The sequence below is a fragment of the Rhizobium sp. 10N414 genome (assembly GCF_056394785.1).
Window position 1 is genome coordinate 67,519 of the sequence record NZ_JBFTIN010000003.1, and the last position, 17,674, is coordinate 85,192.

The window sequence follows — 17,674 nt, forward strand, 5'->3', positions numbered from 1 at the left end:
GAGAATGAAATGTCCGCCGTTCCAGAGAACGAGCTCCGGATTGCACCGCTTCCTGCTAAGGTGCAATCGATACAATGCCGCATTCAGCAAGACTCTCGCCGTGTGCCGCGCACTTTGCTGGTGTCCGCATTGCAACGACTAACATCGTGGCATCAGAAGCGAGAGAGCCGCAGGGTGTTGCGTAATCTGACGGACGCCGAACTGCTGGACATTGGCGTCACGCGCGCCGAGGCGAATAAGGAGGCCAGCAAGTCGTTCTTTTGGGACTGATCAGCCGCAAGCCTTGCCGCCGGAGGCCCAGCGGGTGACATCCTTGGCGATCCGCGGTCCGGTGGCGCCTTGCATCATCGGACCGAAGGCATCGAGCTTGGAGGGATTGCCCTCTGCCTGAACAACGAGCAATGGGCGGCTTTCGGGGCTTCCCTTGTGCACGACGAGAATGCGCGGACGACCGGAGAAGGAATTCAACTCCGGCGCCAACCTGTATGCGGCAAAGGCCGCGTCGCCCGACTTGAACCAGCAGGCGTTCGCACCGAGAGCAACGCGCTCCATGGTGGACAGCGCGCTGCGGTCAGGACCCTTCGCGGGCGTGTTCGATTGGCAGGACGCGACCAGCGCCGCCGTTGCGGCAATCGCGAGAACACGTGTCGTCGAAAGGCGAGGACGCATCAACTTGCTCCAATGGACCGGATGAATGGCCTCTTACGTGCCGAAGGTTAAGCTGCGATTACCTCGAGGGCGGATGCAAACAGACCGCGGCCGTCGGAACCGCCATGCGCTGCTTCGATGAGGTTTTCGGGATGCGGCATCATGCCGAGGACGTTGCCCTTATCGTTCATGACCGCGGCAATATCGTTGATCGAGCCGTTCGGGTTGGTGCCTTCCGCATAGCGGAATACGACCTGGCCGCTGCCTTCGATCTTTGCCAGGGTCTCGGCGTCGGCGAAGTAGTTGCCGTCGTGATGGGCGACTGGGCTGCGAATGATCTGACCCTTGGAATAGGCGCGGGTGAAATCGGTGTCGGCGTTGACGACTTCGAGCTTGATCTCGCGGCAGACGAATTTGAGCGAGGCATTGCGCATCAGCGCGCCAGGAAGCAGACCTGCCTCGAGCAGGATCTGGAACCCGTTACAAACGCCGAGAACCTTGACGCCCTTGTTTGCCTTTTCGATGATTGCCTGCATGACCGGCATGCGCGCTGCGATAGCGCCGCACCGGAGGTAGTCGCCATAGGAAAAGCCGCCGGGGATGACGATCAGGTCGACGTCCGGAATATCCGTCTCCGTTTGCCAGATGGTCACCGGCGCGTGACCGGAGATTTTCGTCAGTGCTGCGATCATGTCTCGATCGCGATTGAGACCCGGAAGTTGAACGACGGCTGATTTCATGAGTGCGGCTAAAACCTTGTTTGTGCTTCTGCAAGTTCTCTGAGTACGAGACGCTTTTCAATACGCTCCAGCCGGCCTTCGTGCCGACCGAGGACACCGTAAATACTGTGTATTTCCTGCTCCATCGTGGTCATCGTGTCGCGCATGCAATGCATTTCGCTTCGGATCTCGTCAAGCGACGCATCCAGCGTATCGATGTGCTCGTTCATCTTCGTCAACAACTCAAGCATGAGCTCTTGCGTCAATTCAGCCATCGAGTGCGCTCCACGACCAAGATTAGTCGACGAAAATATTATAGTTCTCGATCACCGTATTTGCGAGGAGTTTCTCACACATTGCCTTGAGATCGCTCTCCGCTTTCGCCTTGTCAGCGCCTTCGAGTTCGACGTCGAAAACCTTGCCCTGCCGGACATGGCCGACTCCATCGAAGCCGAGAGCACCGAGAGCGCCCTCGATCGCCTTGCCCTGCGGATCGAGAACGCCGTTCTTCAGCGTGACGGTTACACGAGCCTTGATCACTTTATCTTCCCTGTCTTGCTTTGCCTGATAGTCTTACTTTACGAGCACTGGGCCGGTGCCGCGCACAGGCTCGTTCTCGTTGATGATGCCGAGGCGGCGCGCAACTTCTGAGTAGGCTTCGAGAAGTCCACCCATGTCACGGCGGAAGCGGTCCTTGTCCATCTTTTCACGGGTATCGATATCCCAGAGACGGCAGGAGTCCGGCGAAATCTCATCGGCCAGGATGATGCGCATCATGTCGCCTTCGTACAGGCGACCGCATTCGATCTTGAAGTCGACAAGCTGGATGCCGACGCCGAGGAAAAGACCGGTCATGAAGTCGTTGACGCGAATGGCAAGCGCCATGATATCATCGAGTTCGGCGGGGTTCGCCCAGCCAAATGCCGTGATGTGCTCCTCGGAAACCATCGGATCGTCGAGCGCGTCGGACTTATAATAGAACTCGATGATCGAGCGTGGCAGCACCACGCCTTCCTCGATGCCAAGGCGCTTGGACAGCGAGCCGGCGGCAACGTTGCGTACAACGATCTCAAGCGGGATCATTTCGACTTCGCGGATCAACTGCTCGCGCATGTTGAGGCGACGAATAAAATGCGTCGGAATGCCGATCTTGTTCAGATGGCTGAAAATGTATTCCGAAATGCGGTTGTTCAGAACGCCCTTGCCATCGATGACTTCGTGCTTTTTCTTGTTGAAGGCGGTGGCATCGTCTTTGAAGAACTGGATCAGCGTGCCCGGTTCCGGGCCCTCATACAGAATCTTGGCCTTGCCCTCGTAAATACGGCGGCGACGGTTCATTGCAATTGTTCTCTATCGTTGGCGCTCTTGGGATAGCGCGAGTGGATCGATCTCGTGGCGTCCCCTTAAAGGAAAAGCGAGGGTTTCACAATCCGCCTGTCACTCCTTCCCCGGAATCCGGGATTGCCGGAGTGCCGCTAAGAGAATCGAAGACTTTCTGCGTAGCAGTTTACAGGTTTTTTGCGATCAACGGAATGTGAGCCGTCCGTCTCGGCGGAGTCATGCAGGCCTTTATCTTTGGCGGGAGCTGTTGATCGACTTGCGCAGGTCCTGTTGCAGGCCGCGGGCAGGGCCTTCCACGCCCCGCCAGGACGCAGCGCGTACAAAGGGCGCTATCTGCAGTGCGGGCATCGGGCGGGCCAGCGCGTAGCCCTGGAGCATGTCGCAACCGAGGTCGCAGAGGATTCGGACGTGGTCCATCGTCTCCACCCCCTCAGCCGTGACGAGAATGTTTAGCGAACGACCGATGTCGATGATCGAACGGACGAGCTTCCGCTGCTCTGCCGAGTGGGGCAGCATGCGGATCAGCTCGCGGTCGATTTTCAAGGTCTTCGGGCTCAGCTTCAAAAGGCTAACAATCGACGCATGGCCCGTGCCGAAGTCATCGATCTCGATATCGATGCCGAGGCGGCGTAGCTGCCGGAGATTGGCGGTCACGGCATCATCGCAATCGTCCAGCGAGATCGATTCAAGCAGTTCGAAGGAGATCGTGCGAGGCTCGATCTTCAGTCCGCGAAGCTTCTTCGCAAGGTTCGGTTCGGCGAGGCGACGAGACGAGACGTTGACTGCGATCTTCGGGATGCGAAGCCCTTCATCCTCCCATCGCTGGCGATCCGCCAGTGCCTGCTCGAGGATAAGACCGTCGATCGTCGAGACAACATCCAGATCTTCGGCAATCGCGAGGAAGCGATCGGGGGCCAGCAAACCGTGTTCGCGGTGCTGCCAACGCGCCAGCGTCTCGACGCCGGCAACCTCGAGCGTTCGCGCCTGGAACTGCAACTGGTAGAACGGAATAAACTCGCCGCGTTCCAGGCCCAGCAGGATTTCGTCGGCCAGTCGCTTGCTGGCGATGATGCGGCGGCGCTCATCGGTCGAGAAGAATTCGTGGCGATTGCGTCCGCCGCTCTTTGCACGGTAGAGCGCGATATCGGCATTTAGCAGAAGTTGCTTGGCATCCAGCGCCGGACCGTCCCCCGTGGCGATTCCTATACTTGCGCCGAAACGGCAATCATGGCCCTCGTAGCGAATAGGCTTGCAGAGCTCGCGGATGATGCGTTCGGCCAGATTAGAGATCTTCCTTGGTGTGACGTCGAGGGTACACAGGACCACGAACTCGTCGCCACCAATACGAGCGACGAAATCAGTGGAACGGACGTTCCTTTTCAGGACCTGCGCAACGTGCTTCAGCATCGCGTCGCCGGCACGGTGGCCGAGCGTATCGTTGATCTGCTTGAAGCGATCCAGATCGATATGGAGGATCGCGAGCGTCAGGCCGGTCCGGCGACATTCGGCGGAACGCTCGTCCAGCATGCGATCCAGGTATCGGCGATTGGGTAAGTTGGTGAGGTAATCATGCAGCGCCAGGTGCTCGATGTTTTCCTTGGCGCTTTCGAGCTCCCTATTGCGGGCTTCGGCGAGATCCTTGGCGCGCTGCAACTCGTTATTGAGCCGGACTTCGGCAGTGACATCCCAATTCGCACCGATCAGCTTGCGGCGTCCGTCGCTGTCGAGAAAAAATGCCGCCTTTGCGCGGATGACGCGCTCGATGCCGTCCTGCCGGATGATGCGGAATTCGTGCTCAAAATCGGTGTTGTCAGCGATGCTCTCGTTGATGGTCGCTAGCACACGTTCCCTGTCATTGGGATGCAGCGAAGCCTCCCAGGCATCGCCCGTGGTGGCTGGCGACGTCCCAGTAATGCCGTAGATCGCCAGAAGACGGTCGTCCCAATCGACAGTGCCATTCTCGATGTCGGCCTCGAAGACGCCGATATTGGAGATATCAAGCGCGAGATCGAGGCGTCGCGACACGTGCGCCAGCCGCTCCTCCGCCTCCTTGCGCTCGGTGATGTCGGTATCGGTGCCGACGAGGCGGGCAGGGGCGCCATTTTCGTCCCATTCGACACAAGCACCACGGCATTCGATCCAGATCCAGTGGCCGTCCCTGTGGCGCTCGCGATACACGAAAATCTGATAGTCCGGATCGCCTGCATTCTGACGATCGATCGCCCTTACGACGAATTCCCGATCATCGGGGTGGATGAGTTCAATCCAAGTGTCATAATCCCCGTCGGCATCCTCATCGGGCGCCATGCCACGCATGGTCTTCCAGGTATCGGAATAGTAACGCTTGCCAAGACGAAGATCGTGGTCCCAGACGCCGAGGCCTGACCCGACAAGAGCGTAGTTCCAGCGACTCTCGCGCTCCGAGAGTTCGGCGCTATTTATTGGGGGCGCGTGGTCGTCGAGCCCGGTCGCATGAAGCTTGGTCTTCGGTTTGCCCCGGTTGCCGGGTGTCGATCGTTTCAATCTGCGTACTCGCTCTCCTGGCGCGTGTATATTTTGGATGCATTGAATTAAACAGCCCTTAATGCCATAAAAATAATATCCACGTAAAAACAATTACTTGGTTGTGCGTTCCGCCCTGCGTAGCCTGAGGGGCGCAGACAAGGTTCGACAATGCCCATTCACTTGTGCAGCGGTGCCCTATATCGCCCCAATTGGCGGAGGGAATGCGATGTCTCCAGAATGGCCGATGTTCATACTGCAATGCATCGTTCTTGTGGGCCTGGCGGGCGTTCTCTTCATTCGCGGAGAGGGTGACTAGCCGATTGCTCAGCTAAAACCGCCCGAGCGTTCCCGTGCTGGGCGCGGCGATGCAATGCCCGACTGTGAATTGCGGTTCTGCCAAAGCGTCCGGTATTACGGCTTCAAACGGCCAAGGAATTGGGCAAACACCATTGTTCCTTCCGGCCAAGGCCCGTGGCCGGACTCGGTGTTGATATGGCCGGCCTCACCAGCGTCAATGAGGAGGGATCCCCAGCTTGCAGCGATGTCATCGGCGTGCTCGTAGCTGCCGAAGGGATCGTTGCGGCTGGCGATCGTGATTGTCGGGAAGGGAAGTGGATCCCGCGGGTACGGGCCGAATGTCATCAGGTGCTTCGGCCGTATTGCCGGATTGGCGACATCGGGCGGTGCAACGAAGAATGCCCCGGCTATCTTGTTGCGAAAATGGGGAATTGCATGGATCGCCGATGGAATGCCAAGCGAATGCGCAACCAGCACCACCGGTCGCGTGGCAGCGTTCACCTCCTCGGCGATCCGCTGAACCCAATCGTCGCGGACCGGCTTCGACCATTCTGCCTGTTCGACACGACGAGCCGTGCTGAGCTTGGCCTCCCAGCGGCTTTGCCAATGATCGGGGCCGGAATTCGTATAACCGGGAATGATGAGGATTTCGGCGTCTGAAGCTTTCATGATGGCGCGGATGTGAGAAAGCTTGACGGCGATGTCAAGGGAGGGTGGGACAAGGCCTCTGAAATTTGTTATGTTTTTGGCAGTGCCGGTTGCGTCTCGTATCGGCGTTGTCGCCGATCCTTTCGCTGCCGGCTATCTTGGCTGAGGAGGAGAAAGCCATGACGGCATTCCATGTTATGTCGGGTGCAAGCGATGTCTACACACGCCCGGTCGTCAACAAGATCAGCGTTTCGGATGTCTTTGATGCGCTACGGCGCGGCCTCGACGATTTTCGTGAAAAACCATCCCACTATGTATTTTTGTGCCTGATGTATCCGATTGCCGGCATTTTTCTCGCTGTCGCGACGTCAAGTGCTAACCTCCTGCCGATGATTTTTCCGCTGGTATCGGGCTTTGCACTGATCGGCCCTATCGCCGCGATCGGGCTCTATGAGATCAGTCGCAGGCGCGAAGCTGGCATGGATACCTCGTGGAGGCACGCGCTCGAGGTAACAGGATCGCCAGCGTTTCCATCGATCATTGCTGGCGGATTGTTGCTGTTTGGCTTCTTCGTCGTCTGGCTTGTCGCTGCGCAGACGCTCTATGCCAACGTGTTCGGCGACGTTTTCCCGCGATCGATCTCGCTCTTCCTCTCAGAGATCTTCGGCACGGCTGCAGGGCTGCAGTTGATCATTTGGGGACACGTGCTTGGTCTGGGCTTTGCTATTATCGTGTTGGCCACGACCGTCGTCACCTTCCCGTTGTTGCTGGATCGGGATGTCGGTCTCGTCTGCGCGATGGAGACATCGGTCAGAGCGACCGTCGCCAACCCGATCCCCGTCTTCTGCTGGGGGCTGATCATTGCCGTTTCTCTCATCGTCGGCACCATCCCGCTCTTTGTCGGTTTGGCGTTGGTGATGCCGATCCTCGGGCATGCCAGTTGGCACCTGTATAGGAAGCTTGTGGCACCGCCAGTGGTCTGACAGTCAGGGCGCCGGGAACTGCAACACCTCCCTGGGAGTTTCGCTGAGGCGAATACCGAGGGAGGTTATACATGGCAACGCCGCAGCATCTGTTTACCCGCTTTGCCAGCAGGACTTCTGAATGGGCAGGCAGGCCCGCCACGTTCGTGCTGGCGGTCGTACTCGTCGCGGTATGGGCAGGGACAGGCCCGGTCTTCGATTTCTCCGAGACTTGGCAACTGGTCATCAACACCGGAACGACCATCATTACCTTCCTGATGGTGTTCGTGCTTCAGAACGCGCAGACGCGGGATGCTCGGGCGGTGCAGGCCAAACTCAACGAAATCATACTCACCAGCCACGCGGAAAACCGCTTCATCGGCATCGAGCATCTTGACGACGAGGACCTCCAACATCTCGATCGCCTCGTTGCCAAGGCGGCGAAAGGCGTTCGCAATCAACGGTCGTCAAAAGCGTCCAACGGTCAAAATGGTGGAGGCGAGGCGAGCGCGTCGGCAAGGCTCAAGAAGACGAAGCGTAAAACGGCGCCCGTGAAGGCGCCGTCTCGGTAATCCAGCTTAGGCAGCGCCGAAGACGCGCCGGAAGATCGTATCAACGTGCTTGGTATGATAGCCAAGGTCGAATTTCTCGCGGATTTCCTCTTCGGAGAGCGCGGCACGGACCTCGGAGTCGGCAAGCAGCTCCTCCAGGAAATCCTTGCCCTGTTCCCACACCTTCATGGCGTTTCGCTGGACGAGCCGGTAGGCATCCTCGCGGGAAACGCCTGCCTGTGTCAGCGCCAGAAGCACGCGCTGCGAATGCACGAGGCCACGGAACTTGTCGAGGTTCTTCATCATGTTGTCGGGATAGACCACGAGCTTCTCGATGACGCTGGCCAAACGGTTGAGGGCAAAGTCGAGCGTGATCGTCGTGTCGGGCCCGATGCCGCGCTCGACGCTCGAATGGCTGATATCGCGCTCATGCCACAGGGCGACGTTCTCCATGGCGGGAACGACCGACATGCGCACCAGGCGCGCCAGACCGGTCAGGTTTTCAGTCAGGACCGGGTTACGCTTGTGCGGCATGGCCGAAGAGCCCTTCTGGCCGGGCGAGAAGTATTCCTCAGCTTCCAGGACTTCCGTGCGCTGCATATGGCGAATCTCGATCGCGACGTTTTCGATCGAAGAGGCAATGACGCCGAGGATGGCGAAGAACATCGCATGCCGGTCGCGCGGAATGACCTGCGTCGAAACCGGCTCCGGCACCAGGCCGAGCTTGGCGCAGACATGTTCCTCGACGCGCGGGTCGATATTGGCGAAAGTGCCGACAGCGCCGGAGACCGCACCGGTGGCGATTTCGGCACGCGCGGCCAGCAGGCGGGCGCGGTTGCGGCTCATCTCGGCGTAGAAGCGCGCGAGCGTCAGGCCCATCGTGGTCGGCTCGGCATGAATGCCGTGGCTGCGACCGATGCGGACGGTGTCCTTGTGTTCGAAGGCGCGTGCCTTGAGAGCGGCGAGCAGACGATCCATGTCGGCGAGCAGGATGTCGGCTGCGCGGACGAGTTGGATGTTGAATGTGGTGTCGAGAACGTCAGAAGACGTCATGCCCTGGTGGACGAAACGCGCATCGGGACCGACGATCTCTGAAAGGTGCGTGAGGAAGGCAATGACATCGTGCTTGGTGACGGCCTCGATTTCATCGATCCGCGCAACGTCGAACGTGGCGGCGCCGCCTCGTTCCCAGATCGTCTTCGCAGCCGATTTCGGGATGACACCCAGTTCGGCGAGCGCATCGCAGGCGTGAGCCTCGATCTCGAACCAGATGCGGAATTTGGTTTCGGGCGACCAGATGGCGACCATCTCTGGCCGGGAATAGCGCGGGATCATGGCTTCCTGCTTTCGTTCATAAGGAAATGCTGGCGCCCCTGTATCAAAGACAGGCGGCAATCTCAACGCATGCGTTTAGCAAGCGCAACACTAGTGCCGAAAAGGCAGAGAAGGCCGAGCGGAAGAAACAGGCGAATTCCAAGGACGGCGAACTGATAGACTGCACTGGCACCGGTGAAGACGAACTGAAACACCCACGTCAGGGATCCAAAAGAAGCGTGCCACGCCGAGTAGAAGACCCGGTAGTCCATGGCGAATAGAAAGGCGGTCATCAGGATCGTCCCGGCAGCAAGTGTCAGGAAGAAGGCTGCAAAACGCGTCTCCGGCGAGCGTCGGTGCGCAAGGAATCGACCCAATGGCAACATGAATGGCCAAGCCAGCAATCCGCCTGTGAAATAGAGTAGCGCGAGGTCGCGGAGATGTGCCGTCTCCATTCCGTTTCTGAAACAGAGCGCGGCCATCGCGGACGCGAGCATCTGCGTGCCCCAGAGCACTGCGCCTGCGAATAGATCGGGGAGAGGCGGGCGCGCCGCCTTGAGCCGCTCGGAGATCAAGGACGGCCTGCTTTCATCACGACTTGGACTGACCTTCGGCGGCACTGCGCAAGGCGCTGATGGCCGCCTTGTAGGCCTCGACCGAGCCGCCCTTGAAGATCGCCGAACCTGCGACGAGAACATTGGCGCCAGCTTTGCCGACGATCGGCGCCGTTTCGACTGTTACTCCACCATCGACTTCGAGATCGATCGGCCTATCACCGATGAGTGACCGCGCGGCGGCAATCTTGTCCGCCATCGCGGGAATGAATTTCTGTCCGCCAAATCCGGGGTTTACCGACATGATAAGGATGAGGTCGACGTCGTCGAGGACATTTTCTAGTGCCGAAAGCGGCGTGGCCGGATTGAGGGTGACGCCGGCCTTTTTGCCCAGGCTGCGCACAGTTTGAAGCGACCGGTGGAGATGCGGCCCGGCTTCTGCATGGACGGTAATGCGGTCGCAGCCCGCCTTGGCGAAGGCCTCCAGGTAAGGATCGGCAGGTGCAATCATCAGATGGCAATCAAAAACGGCGTCCGTATAGGAACGCAGCGATTTGATCACATCAGGGCCGAAGGAAATGTTTGGGACGAAGTGACCGTCCATGACGTCGAGGTGAATCCAATCGGCTCCAGCCGCGGTCACGTCACGGACTTCCTGGCCCAGTTTGGCAAAATCGGCGGCAAGGATGGATGGCGCGATGCGAATGGGCGTGGTCATTGACGTCTCTCCGTAAAACTCGTGCAGCGGCGGCAAAGCCTATTCGATCGGAGCGCTTGGCAGCACGAACGAACCGGCGTGCCATAGCAGCAGGCGGTAGGGGTTATCGGCCAATTCATGGCCGGCGTTGAAAGCAATCTTTCCGATAATCGTCTCGAAGGAGGTGCCACCGATATGCTGCGCGATCGGCCTATCATCAGCGCCGGCATCCTGGACAGCCTTCGTCGCGATTTCCACAGCTGCATAAGCAGGCAGTACATAGCCCTCCGGCTCGACGCCGCCGGCGCGTAACGCATCGACAACCGACTTCGCTTCCGGCCGCGCCGCATAGTCCGGCAGGGCAACGGCGTAAACGCCATCGGCAAGCGCGAGCGGTTGGTTGGCAGCCCGCATGGCGTCGCCACCGAGGATATCGAGTTGAATCTTTTCCGCCGCTGCGTCACGTGCGATCACTGCAACGTCGCTGCGATCCCCGCCGACAAATACCTTTGTCGCCCCGGCCTTCTTCAGGCGGCGTACAAGAGCAACCTGCTGCTCCTGGCCCGGTCGATAGGTGTCGGTGAATACCGGCTTGAGGCCTTTTTCCTCGAGCGCGTTTCGGATCGCTTCCGTAAGCTCCCGGCCATGGATAGTGCCGTCTTCGACCAGTGCGATCGGCGAGGCCGCCCACTCCCGTACGATCACCTCGATAATCTTCTCCGCTTCCGCGCCATCGGCCGGCGCGATTCGATAGAGCGGCCAGGCATTTTTTAGCGCGTCTTCCATGAGGATGCGTGAGCGCACCGAGATGGTAATCGCCGGGATATTGGCATCCTTCAGCTTTGGCAGTGCGCCCTCGAGCGTCTCGCTGCAGAGAAAGCCTACGGCTACCTGGACCTTGGCATTGATCAACGCGTCAGCGATCGCCGCGCCGCTGTTTTCCTCGCAAGTCTCCGCGACCGTGACGATCGTGTTGCCATCCTGCTGGATCCTGGCAGTGGCACCGGCAATGATCTGGGCTCCGATTGGCGCGAGGTTGCCAGTCTGTGGCGCAACAACGCCAATCGTGAGGCCGGAGGCATGGCAATCTCCGGCCGCAAGGAGCAGCATCGGCAGAAGTGCTAGGCCACGCAAAGTATTCATAAAAGCCGCAGGTCCGTGTCGTTTGTCCTGCTCTTTTATCCGTCCGGCATCGATCGTCAAAGAAAAACGCACGGTTGGGAAGCTTTTCGCCTGGCTTTTGTAGAAAAGGTAACCGATCACCTTCATATTATAGAAAACAGCAAAACCGGTAACGCCGGATGGAGAATGCCTTTGTTGAACAAGCAACCGATCGACCCGCGCCTCTACCGGGATGCGATGAGCCGCTTTGGCGGCCATGTGCAGCTCGTAACGACGGCGATCGGCGAGGAGCGCCGAGGCGTGACGATCACTGCCGCTTGCTCGGTATCCGATAGCCCTGCGACCGTACTGGTATGCCTGAACAACAGTAATCCGAAGAACGACATCTTCTTTCGGAGCGGCATCTTTGCATTGAATACCTTGGCCGCGCATCATCAAGCGCTTGCGGATGCTTTTTCGGGGCGTGCGCTGCTCACCAACGACGAACGCTTCGCGACGGGTGTGTTCGACAAGCTGGTAACGGGCGCGCCTATCCTTCGCGACGCGCTTGCCTCCTTCGATTGCCGCGTGAGCGAAATCAAGGAAATGTCGACGCACCACATCATTTTCGGCGAGGTCGTGGCAGTCAGGTACAACGAGGCGAAGCCTGCGCTTGTCTATATGAACCGGGATTACCACACGCTATAACTCCTGAAAAGGGAGGAGACATGCCGGATCAAACTCATCCGCCGCTGCCATCGTCGATCGATGAGACGATCGCGATGCTGGGCGATCAGGATTATCTCGCGGGGCGGGCGCTTGGAACAGTGCTTTTCCTGGCCCTGAAGATGAAGCGTCCTCTCTTTCTGGAAGGCGAGGCGGGTGTCGGCAAGACCGAGATCGCAAAGGTGCTCTCGAAAGCTCTCGGCCGGCCGCTGATCCGCCTGCAATGCTACGAAGGACTGGATATCGCTTCGGCTGTCTACGAATGGAACTATCCGGCACAGATGCTCGAAATCCGCCTGGCCGAAGCGTCGGGGCTGGCCGACAGGAACAGGATAGAGTCGGACATCTTCTCCGAACGATACCTCATCCGCCGGCCGGTGTTGCAGGCTCTGTCGAGCGCAGATGGGCGGGCGCCCGTCTTCCTCATCGACGAGCTCGACCGCACCGATGAAGCGTTCGAGGCCTTTCTGTTGGAGGTTCTCTCTGATTTTCAGGTGACGATCCCCGAGCTCGGCACTATCCGTGCAGCCGAGCCACCGATCGTCATTATAACCACGAACCGGACGCGTGAGGTTCACGACGCGCTGAAGCGGCGTTGCCTATACCATTGGGTCGATTATCCCGATGCCGCGCAGGAGCTGGAGATTATTCGCCGCAAGGTGCCGGGCTGTAATGCGGCTCTGTCCGCGCAGATCGTCGCCTATGTACAGAAGCTTCGGGCACTGGATCTTTTCAAGAACCCGGGCGTAGCCGAGACGATTGATTGGGCGACAGCGCTGACCGAACTCGATCGCCTGGCGCTCGATCCGGAAACGATTTCCGATACGATCGGAACACTGCTGAAATACCAGGACGACATCGCGCGTATCCAGGGTAGCGACGGTGCGAAAGTCCTGGAGGATATCAGGGGCGAGCTGCAGGCGGCAGGATAACGGATGGAACCTACAAGCCGACAGGATGGGATTGTCTTTCCGCCTCTTCCGGTCGGTGACGGTCGTTTTGCCGATAATATCGTTTTCTTTGCCAGGGTACTGCGGAAGGCCGGCATGAAGATCGGGCCGGCCGCGATCGTTGATGCGATCGAGGCGGTCGAGACGATCGGTATCGGGTCGCGTGAGGAATTTCACGCCGCGCTCTCATCCGTCTTCGTCAAACGGCACGAAGACAAGCCGGTCTTCGACGAGGCGTTTCGCCTTTTTTGGCGCTCGCGGGACCTTGTCGAGAAGATGATCGCAATGCTGTCGCCAAGGGCGTCGGAAACCCTCCAGAAGGAGAAGGCAAAGCCCGGCGAAAGCCGCGCCGCGGACGCCTTGCTCGGCGACCGAAGGGACAACAAGCCGCCGCGCGACGAGCCTGATATCGAGATCGATGCGCGCTTTACGATGTCGGGCAACGAAGTCTTCCGGCGGATGGACTTCGCCCAAATGTCTGCGTTGGAGATTGCCGCGGCCAAGAAGGCACTTGCGAAACTGCAGCTGCCTCTGGACAAGGTGCGGACCCGGCGCTTCCGCCCATCGCATGCTCACGCGCATGTGGATGCGCGCGCGACGATGCGGGCTGCATTGCGCAGCGGGGCCGGCCTCATTCTTCCGCGATACCGCGAGATCCGCGAGGTTCAGCCACCCTTGGTCGTTCTCGCCGATATCTCCGGCTCGATGAGCCAGTACACGCGCATCTTTCTGCACTTTCTCCATGTGCTAACGGAGAAGCGCCGGAGGGTTCATACCTTCCTGTTCGGAACGCGCCTCACGAATGTCACTCGCCAGATGCGGCACAAGGATCCCGACGAAGCGATGGATGAATGCGCGGCAGCGGTAAGGGATTGGTCCGGTGGGACGCGGATCGGTGAGACGCTGAGGGAGTTCAATCGCCTGTGGGCTCGCCGTGTGCTGGGGCAGGGCGCGGTCGTGCTGTTGATCACCGACGGGCTGGAGCGCGAGGGAACGGATCTGCTCGCGGCAGAAATGGACAGGTTGCATCGCTCGTGTCGGCGACTGATCTGGCTCAATCCGCTGCTGCGCTTCGACGGCTTCGAGCCGCGCGCGCGTGGCGTGCGCGCAATGCTGCCGTATGTTGACGAATTCCGACCGGTACACAATCTATCATCCTTGAGCGACCTCGCGGAAGCACTCGGCGCAACGCGATCGACGGAATGTGACCCGCGCCGGTACCTTGAAAGATTGAAAGGCATCGCATGACAGGTACATCTTTTGACCTTGATCCGTTAATGACGGCGGAAGCCTGGAGAAAAAGCGGGCGAGACGTGGCGATTGCCACGGTCATCGAGACGTGGGGATCGGCGCCACGACCGGCCGGAAGCCATCTCGTGATCGACCGAGACGGCAATTTCGAAGGCTCCGTATCGGGGGGCTGCGTCGAGGGCGCCGTTATCGCCGAGGCGCTTGATGTGATCGCCGACGGTAAGGGGAAGATGCTCGAGTTTGGTGTTGCGGATGAAACGGCGTGGCGCGTCGGCCTTTCTTGCGGCGGCCGGATTCGTGTCTATGTCGAAAGGCTCAGTTGATGGATGCGGCAAATCTTGCGCGGCTGAATGACGCGCGCCGGGCGCGCCGCGCCGCCATGCTGCTGACTGATCTCGAAAAGGGAGGAGATGCCGTTGTCCTTGAGGGGGAGCCAGTGGAACCCTCCTTGCGAGCGGATATCGAGGCTGCCTTTCGCTCAGGGAAATCGACGGCAATCGAGGTCGATGGGCATCGATACTTTCTTAACGTGCATCTGCCGCCGGCCCATATCGTGATTATCGGCGCCGTTCACATCAGTCAGGTCCTGGCGCAGATGGCATCGCTTGCTGGCTTCGATGTGCGAATCATCGATCCGCGCACGGCTTTCGCCACGCCGGAACGGTTCCTCGGGACCGATCTGACGGCGGATTGGCCGGTGGATGTCCTCAAGGATCGTCCGCTGGACGCCTATACGGCGCTCGTCGCCGTGACGCATGACCCGAAGATCGACGACTATCCCATTACCGAGGCGTTGCGGACCGGCTGTTTCTATGTCGGAGCGCTCGGCAGCCGGAAGACGCATGCGACTCGGCTAGAACGGTTGCGCGCAGACGGTGCGGACGAGGCCGCGCTTGCCAAAATCAGCGCGCCGATCGGGCTTAATATCGGTGCGTCGAGCCCAGCCGAAATCGCGGTCGCCATTCTCGCGGAGATCGTCCAAACGCTGCGGACGCGGACCTTATCTCCGGTTGGTGACAGCAAATGAAGTTCGGATCATTCTCCATCGAGGCAGCCGAGGGCGTGGTCCTCGCCCATGCCGTGAAGCTTGCCGGCGGCAGCCTGTCCAAAGGACACAGGATCGGTGCCGGCGACATCGAAAGGCTGCGCGGTGAGGCTATAGGGCAGGTCATTGCTGCACTAATGGAGGAGGGCGACGTCGGGGAGGACGAGGCGGCGAGACGACTTGCGCAGGCAATCGCGCCCGACCATTTGCGCCTCTCTGAGGCTTCCACGGGACGCGTGAACGTCTATTCGACTGTTGACGGCCTGTTCGTCGCAAGCCGCAGCGCCGTCGACCGGCTGAACAGCATCGACCCTGCTATCACGCTTGCCTGTCTCAACGATCATGTGCCCGTTCGCAATGGCGACATGGTTGCGACATTCAAGATCATCCCGCTCGCCGTGTCCGGCGCCAAACTCGACCTTGCATGCGAGGTGCTGCGGTCGACATCCGCCTTCGAGGTGAAGCCCTTTGCCGGCCGCTCGGTCTCGTTGATCGCGACGGAACTGCCGTCGCTGAAGCCATCGGTCATGGACAAGACGGCACGCGTGCTTTCCCGGCGGCTCGTCGCATCAGGCAGTCATCTCGTGAGGGAGACGCGGGTTGCTCATCACGTCGAACCGGTAGCGCAGGCGCTTCTCGACGCATTGCGGCTACCCGACAGCGCCCCGAAGCTGGTCATCCTTTTCGGCGCGTCCGCCGTGATCGACGCGGAGGATGTGATTCCCGAAGCCATAAGAAGGGCCGGCGGCGAAGTCGTGCAGGTCGGCATGCCTGTCGATCCAGGGAACCTGCTTGTCCTCGGTCGGATCGGTGATATTCCCGTCATCGGCGCACCGGGATGTGCACGCAGCCCGAAGGAGAATGGCTTCGATTGGGTACTCGACCGCATTCTGGCTGGCGAACAGCCGAGCGCAGTCGACATCAGCTGCATGGGTGTGGGAGGTCTTCTGATGGAAATCCAGGCGCGGCCCAGCCTACGCGAAGCCGAGGCGCGCACTAGCCCCGCCGGCAAGCTTGTTACAGTCATTCTTGCCGCAGGCCAGGCCAGACGGATGGGAGAGGGCGGCCCGCACAAGCTGCTGGCGGAGTTTGGCGGTGTGCCGCTTATCCGGCGATCGGTGATGACCGCCATCGGCAGCCGCTCGGCGTCGGTAATCGTCGTGACGGGACATCGTAAAAGCGAGATTGAATCAGCACTGTCCGGACTTGACGTGACAATTGCTCACAATCCGGATTACGCGTCGGGCATGGCTTCGTCGCTCGCAACGGGATTCTCGGTCGAGCACGCCCGTGACGCGGATGGAATTCTCGTTATGCTTGCCGATATGCCGGGTGTGTCCAGTGATGATCTCGATAAGCTAATGGCAGCTTTCCGGCAATCTGGCGGCCAGTCGATCACCCGCGCGGTGTCGCGCGGCAAGCGTGGCAATCCCGTGATATTGCCTAAATCTCTATTTGATGCAGTGCTGCGGCTGGAGGGTGATGTCGGGGCGCGGTACATCATCGAAACATCGGGCGTGCCTGTCGTGGACATCGATATTGGCGATGCGGCGCATCTGGATGTGGATACGCCGGAAGCGGTCATTGGCGCAGGAGGGGTTTTAAAGGGCTAAGGGATGGACACGGCGGCAATTGAAGAAATGTTTCAGGGGCTTGGACCCGTCACCATCAGGCGCATGTTCGGCGGCAAGGGCATCTACCATATGGGGCGGATTGTTGCTGTCGAAGTGCGCGGCGAGATGCTGTTGAAGGCCGACGAGCAAAGCGCATCGGAATTCGAGGCGGCGGGAGCGTCGCAATGGGCCTATGAAGGCAAGAAGGGAAGCCCGGTGAAGATGCCGTATTGGTCCATCCCCGACGATGCCTATGACGACCCCGATGTCATGGCGCGATGGGTTCGGCTTGCCTACGAAGCGGCTGTCCGAGCGGAATGAACCTTAGAGGAGTTCGCCCGACTTGAGCTTTTCGATTGCGGCCGCAGCAAATGCGGAAAGCGGCTGCGGGAGATCGGCGCGGCTGAACCAACCGAAGTCCGACAGCTTATCCGGCTCCGTGAGCTGCGGTTCTCCATCGAACTCGGACGCTACATAGAGCAGGGAAATCCAGTGCTGGGCATCCGCGTCGCTGATCAGTTCCGTGGCGCCGAGAAGGTTGACGCGGCCGATCGATAGGCCGGTTTCTTCTTCCGCCTCGCGTCGAGCCGCCTGCTCGGACGGCTCCATATGATCGACCTTGCCGCCCACAATGCTCCAGTGGCCGGCTTCAGGAGCGCGCATGCGCCTGTAAAGCAGGATCTTGCAGTCGCGCAAAACCACCAGGCCAACGCCAAGGCCCGGGAAATCGATGCCAGGCGTGCCCATATTCG

General features: G+C 59.7%; 22 protein-coding genes. 10 read left to right on the forward strand and 12 right to left on the reverse strand.

The genetic code is table 11. The annotated features are described in order from the left end of the window. The first annotated feature begins 9 nt into the window (after positions 1-9). Positions 10-270: a DUF1127 domain-containing protein gene (locus AC1DE4_RS05295; protein WP_025661194.1), complete on the forward strand. Its 261-nt coding sequence runs from the start codon at positions 10-12 to the stop codon at positions 268-270. On the opposite strand, the gene AC1DE4_RS05300 is transcribed toward AC1DE4_RS05295, so the two are convergent. From AC1DE4_RS05300 to AC1DE4_RS05330, 7 genes are all read right to left on the reverse strand, one after another. Continuing rightward, on the reverse strand, positions 271-669 hold the full coding sequence (locus AC1DE4_RS05300) for a hypothetical protein (protein WP_025661193.1): 399 nt from the start codon (positions 667-669) through the stop codon (positions 271-273). A 47-nt stretch (positions 670-716) separates the two neighbouring features. Continuing rightward, positions 717-1,388 carry a phosphoribosylformylglycinamidine synthase subunit PurQ gene (purQ, locus tag AC1DE4_RS05305; protein ID WP_018854879.1) on the reverse strand — a complete coding sequence of 224 codons (672 nt, stop codon included), beginning with the start codon at positions 1,386-1,388 and terminating at the stop codon, positions 717-719. A gap of 8 nt (positions 1,389-1,396) precedes the next feature. Further along, positions 1,397-1,642, reverse strand: coding sequence for a hypothetical protein (locus AC1DE4_RS05310; protein WP_025661192.1), 246 nt, complete (start codon positions 1,640-1,642; stop codon positions 1,397-1,399). 22 nt (positions 1,643-1,664) lie between these two features. Then, positions 1,665-1,907, reverse strand: a complete 243-nt coding sequence (gene purS, locus AC1DE4_RS05315; RefSeq protein WP_025661191.1) for a phosphoribosylformylglycinamidine synthase subunit PurS — start codon at positions 1,905-1,907, stop codon at positions 1,665-1,667. A gap of 33 nt (positions 1,908-1,940) precedes the next feature. Then, entirely contained in the window at positions 1,941-2,705 is a 765-nt protein-coding gene (gene purC, locus AC1DE4_RS05320) for a phosphoribosylaminoimidazolesuccinocarboxamide synthase (protein ID WP_007532892.1), read from the reverse strand. A 231-nt stretch (positions 2,706-2,936) separates the two neighbouring features. Next, complete coding sequence (locus AC1DE4_RS05325) at positions 2,937-5,150, reverse strand: putative bifunctional diguanylate cyclase/phosphodiesterase (protein ID WP_477880485.1); 2,214 nt, start codon at positions 5,148-5,150, stop codon at positions 2,937-2,939. 474 nt (positions 5,151-5,624) lie between these two features. After that, positions 5,625-6,179: an RBBP9/YdeN family alpha/beta hydrolase gene (locus AC1DE4_RS05330; protein WP_018854883.1), complete on the reverse strand. Its 555-nt coding sequence runs from the start codon at positions 6,177-6,179 to the stop codon at positions 5,625-5,627. 158 nt (positions 6,180-6,337) lie between these two features. Between AC1DE4_RS05330 and AC1DE4_RS05335 the strand changes: the two genes are divergently transcribed. Together AC1DE4_RS05335 and AC1DE4_RS05340 are read left to right on the forward strand one after the other, a co-directional pair. Further along, positions 6,338-7,141, forward strand: a complete 804-nt coding sequence (locus tag AC1DE4_RS05335) for a DUF2189 domain-containing protein (RefSeq protein WP_018854884.1) — start codon at positions 6,338-6,340, stop codon at positions 7,139-7,141. 71 nt (positions 7,142-7,212) lie between these two features. Beyond that, positions 7,213-7,692 carry a low affinity iron permease family protein gene (locus AC1DE4_RS05340; protein WP_025661189.1) on the forward strand — a complete coding sequence of 160 codons (480 nt, stop codon included), beginning with the start codon at positions 7,213-7,215 and terminating at the stop codon, positions 7,690-7,692. Between the two features lie 6 nt (positions 7,693-7,698). On the opposite strand, the gene purB is transcribed toward AC1DE4_RS05340, so the two are convergent. The 4 genes from purB to AC1DE4_RS05360 form a co-directional block, all read right to left on the reverse strand. Then, on the reverse strand, positions 7,699-9,006 hold the full coding sequence (purB, locus tag AC1DE4_RS05345; RefSeq protein ID WP_477880381.1) for an adenylosuccinate lyase: 1,308 nt from the start codon (positions 9,004-9,006) through the stop codon (positions 7,699-7,701). Positions 9,007-9,068: 62 nt separating this feature from the next. Next, complete coding sequence (locus AC1DE4_RS05350) at positions 9,069-9,560, reverse strand: hypothetical protein (protein ID WP_018854887.1); 492 nt, start codon at positions 9,558-9,560, stop codon at positions 9,069-9,071. Between the two features lie 16 nt (positions 9,561-9,576). Further along, the gene (rpe, locus tag AC1DE4_RS05355) at positions 9,577-10,257 is read right to left on the reverse strand and encodes a ribulose-phosphate 3-epimerase (protein ID WP_025661187.1); all 681 of its coding nucleotides are present in this window, start codon (positions 10,255-10,257) and stop codon (positions 9,577-9,579) included. Positions 10,258-10,296: 39 nt separating this feature from the next. Next, complete coding sequence (locus tag AC1DE4_RS05360) at positions 10,297-11,379, reverse strand: branched-chain amino acid ABC transporter substrate-binding protein (RefSeq protein ID WP_477880384.1); 1,083 nt, start codon at positions 11,377-11,379, stop codon at positions 10,297-10,299. Positions 11,380-11,550: 171 nt separating this feature from the next. Here AC1DE4_RS05360 and AC1DE4_RS05365 point away from each other — a divergent pair, with 171 nt between their 5' ends. Genes AC1DE4_RS05365 through AC1DE4_RS05395 form a run of 7 tightly spaced genes read left to right on the forward strand, consistent with a single transcriptional unit; the run spans position 11,551 to position 17,243 of the window. Then, positions 11,551-12,045: a flavin reductase gene (locus AC1DE4_RS05365; RefSeq protein WP_018854890.1), complete on the forward strand. Its 495-nt coding sequence runs from the start codon at positions 11,551-11,553 to the stop codon at positions 12,043-12,045. Between the two features lie 20 nt (positions 12,046-12,065). Beyond that, entirely contained in the window at positions 12,066-12,995 is a 930-nt protein-coding gene (locus AC1DE4_RS05370) for an AAA family ATPase (RefSeq protein ID WP_025661185.1), read from the forward strand. Positions 12,996-12,998: 3 nt separating this feature from the next. Continuing rightward, positions 12,999-14,261: a vWA domain-containing protein gene (locus tag AC1DE4_RS05375; RefSeq protein WP_062370828.1), complete on the forward strand. Its 1,263-nt coding sequence runs from the start codon at positions 12,999-13,001 to the stop codon at positions 14,259-14,261. Beyond that, positions 14,258-14,587, forward strand: coding sequence for an XdhC family protein (locus AC1DE4_RS05380; RefSeq protein ID WP_025661183.1), 330 nt, complete (start codon positions 14,258-14,260; stop codon positions 14,585-14,587). The genes AC1DE4_RS05375 and AC1DE4_RS05380 overlap by 4 nt, the downstream gene beginning before the upstream one ends. Beyond that, positions 14,587-15,291 carry an XdhC family protein gene (locus AC1DE4_RS05385; protein ID WP_025661182.1) on the forward strand — a complete coding sequence of 235 codons (705 nt, stop codon included), beginning with the start codon at positions 14,587-14,589 and terminating at the stop codon, positions 15,289-15,291. Before AC1DE4_RS05380 ends, AC1DE4_RS05385 begins: the two co-directional genes overlap by 1 nt. Further along, positions 15,288-16,922, forward strand: coding sequence for an NTP transferase domain-containing protein (locus tag AC1DE4_RS05390; RefSeq protein WP_477880388.1), 1,635 nt, complete (start codon positions 15,288-15,290; stop codon positions 16,920-16,922). The genes AC1DE4_RS05385 and AC1DE4_RS05390 overlap by 4 nt, the downstream gene beginning before the upstream one ends. 3 nt (positions 16,923-16,925) lie before the next feature. Beyond that, positions 16,926-17,243: a TfoX/Sxy family protein gene (locus AC1DE4_RS05395; RefSeq protein WP_018854896.1), complete on the forward strand. Its 318-nt coding sequence runs from the start codon at positions 16,926-16,928 to the stop codon at positions 17,241-17,243. A 3-nt stretch (positions 17,244-17,246) separates the two neighbouring features. Here the strand turns inward: AC1DE4_RS05395 and AC1DE4_RS05400 are convergent, their stop codons facing one another. Further along, positions 17,247-17,669, reverse strand: coding sequence for an NUDIX domain-containing protein (locus AC1DE4_RS05400; RefSeq protein ID WP_477880390.1), 423 nt, complete (start codon positions 17,667-17,669; stop codon positions 17,247-17,249). Positions 17,670-17,674: the final 5 nt, after the last annotated feature.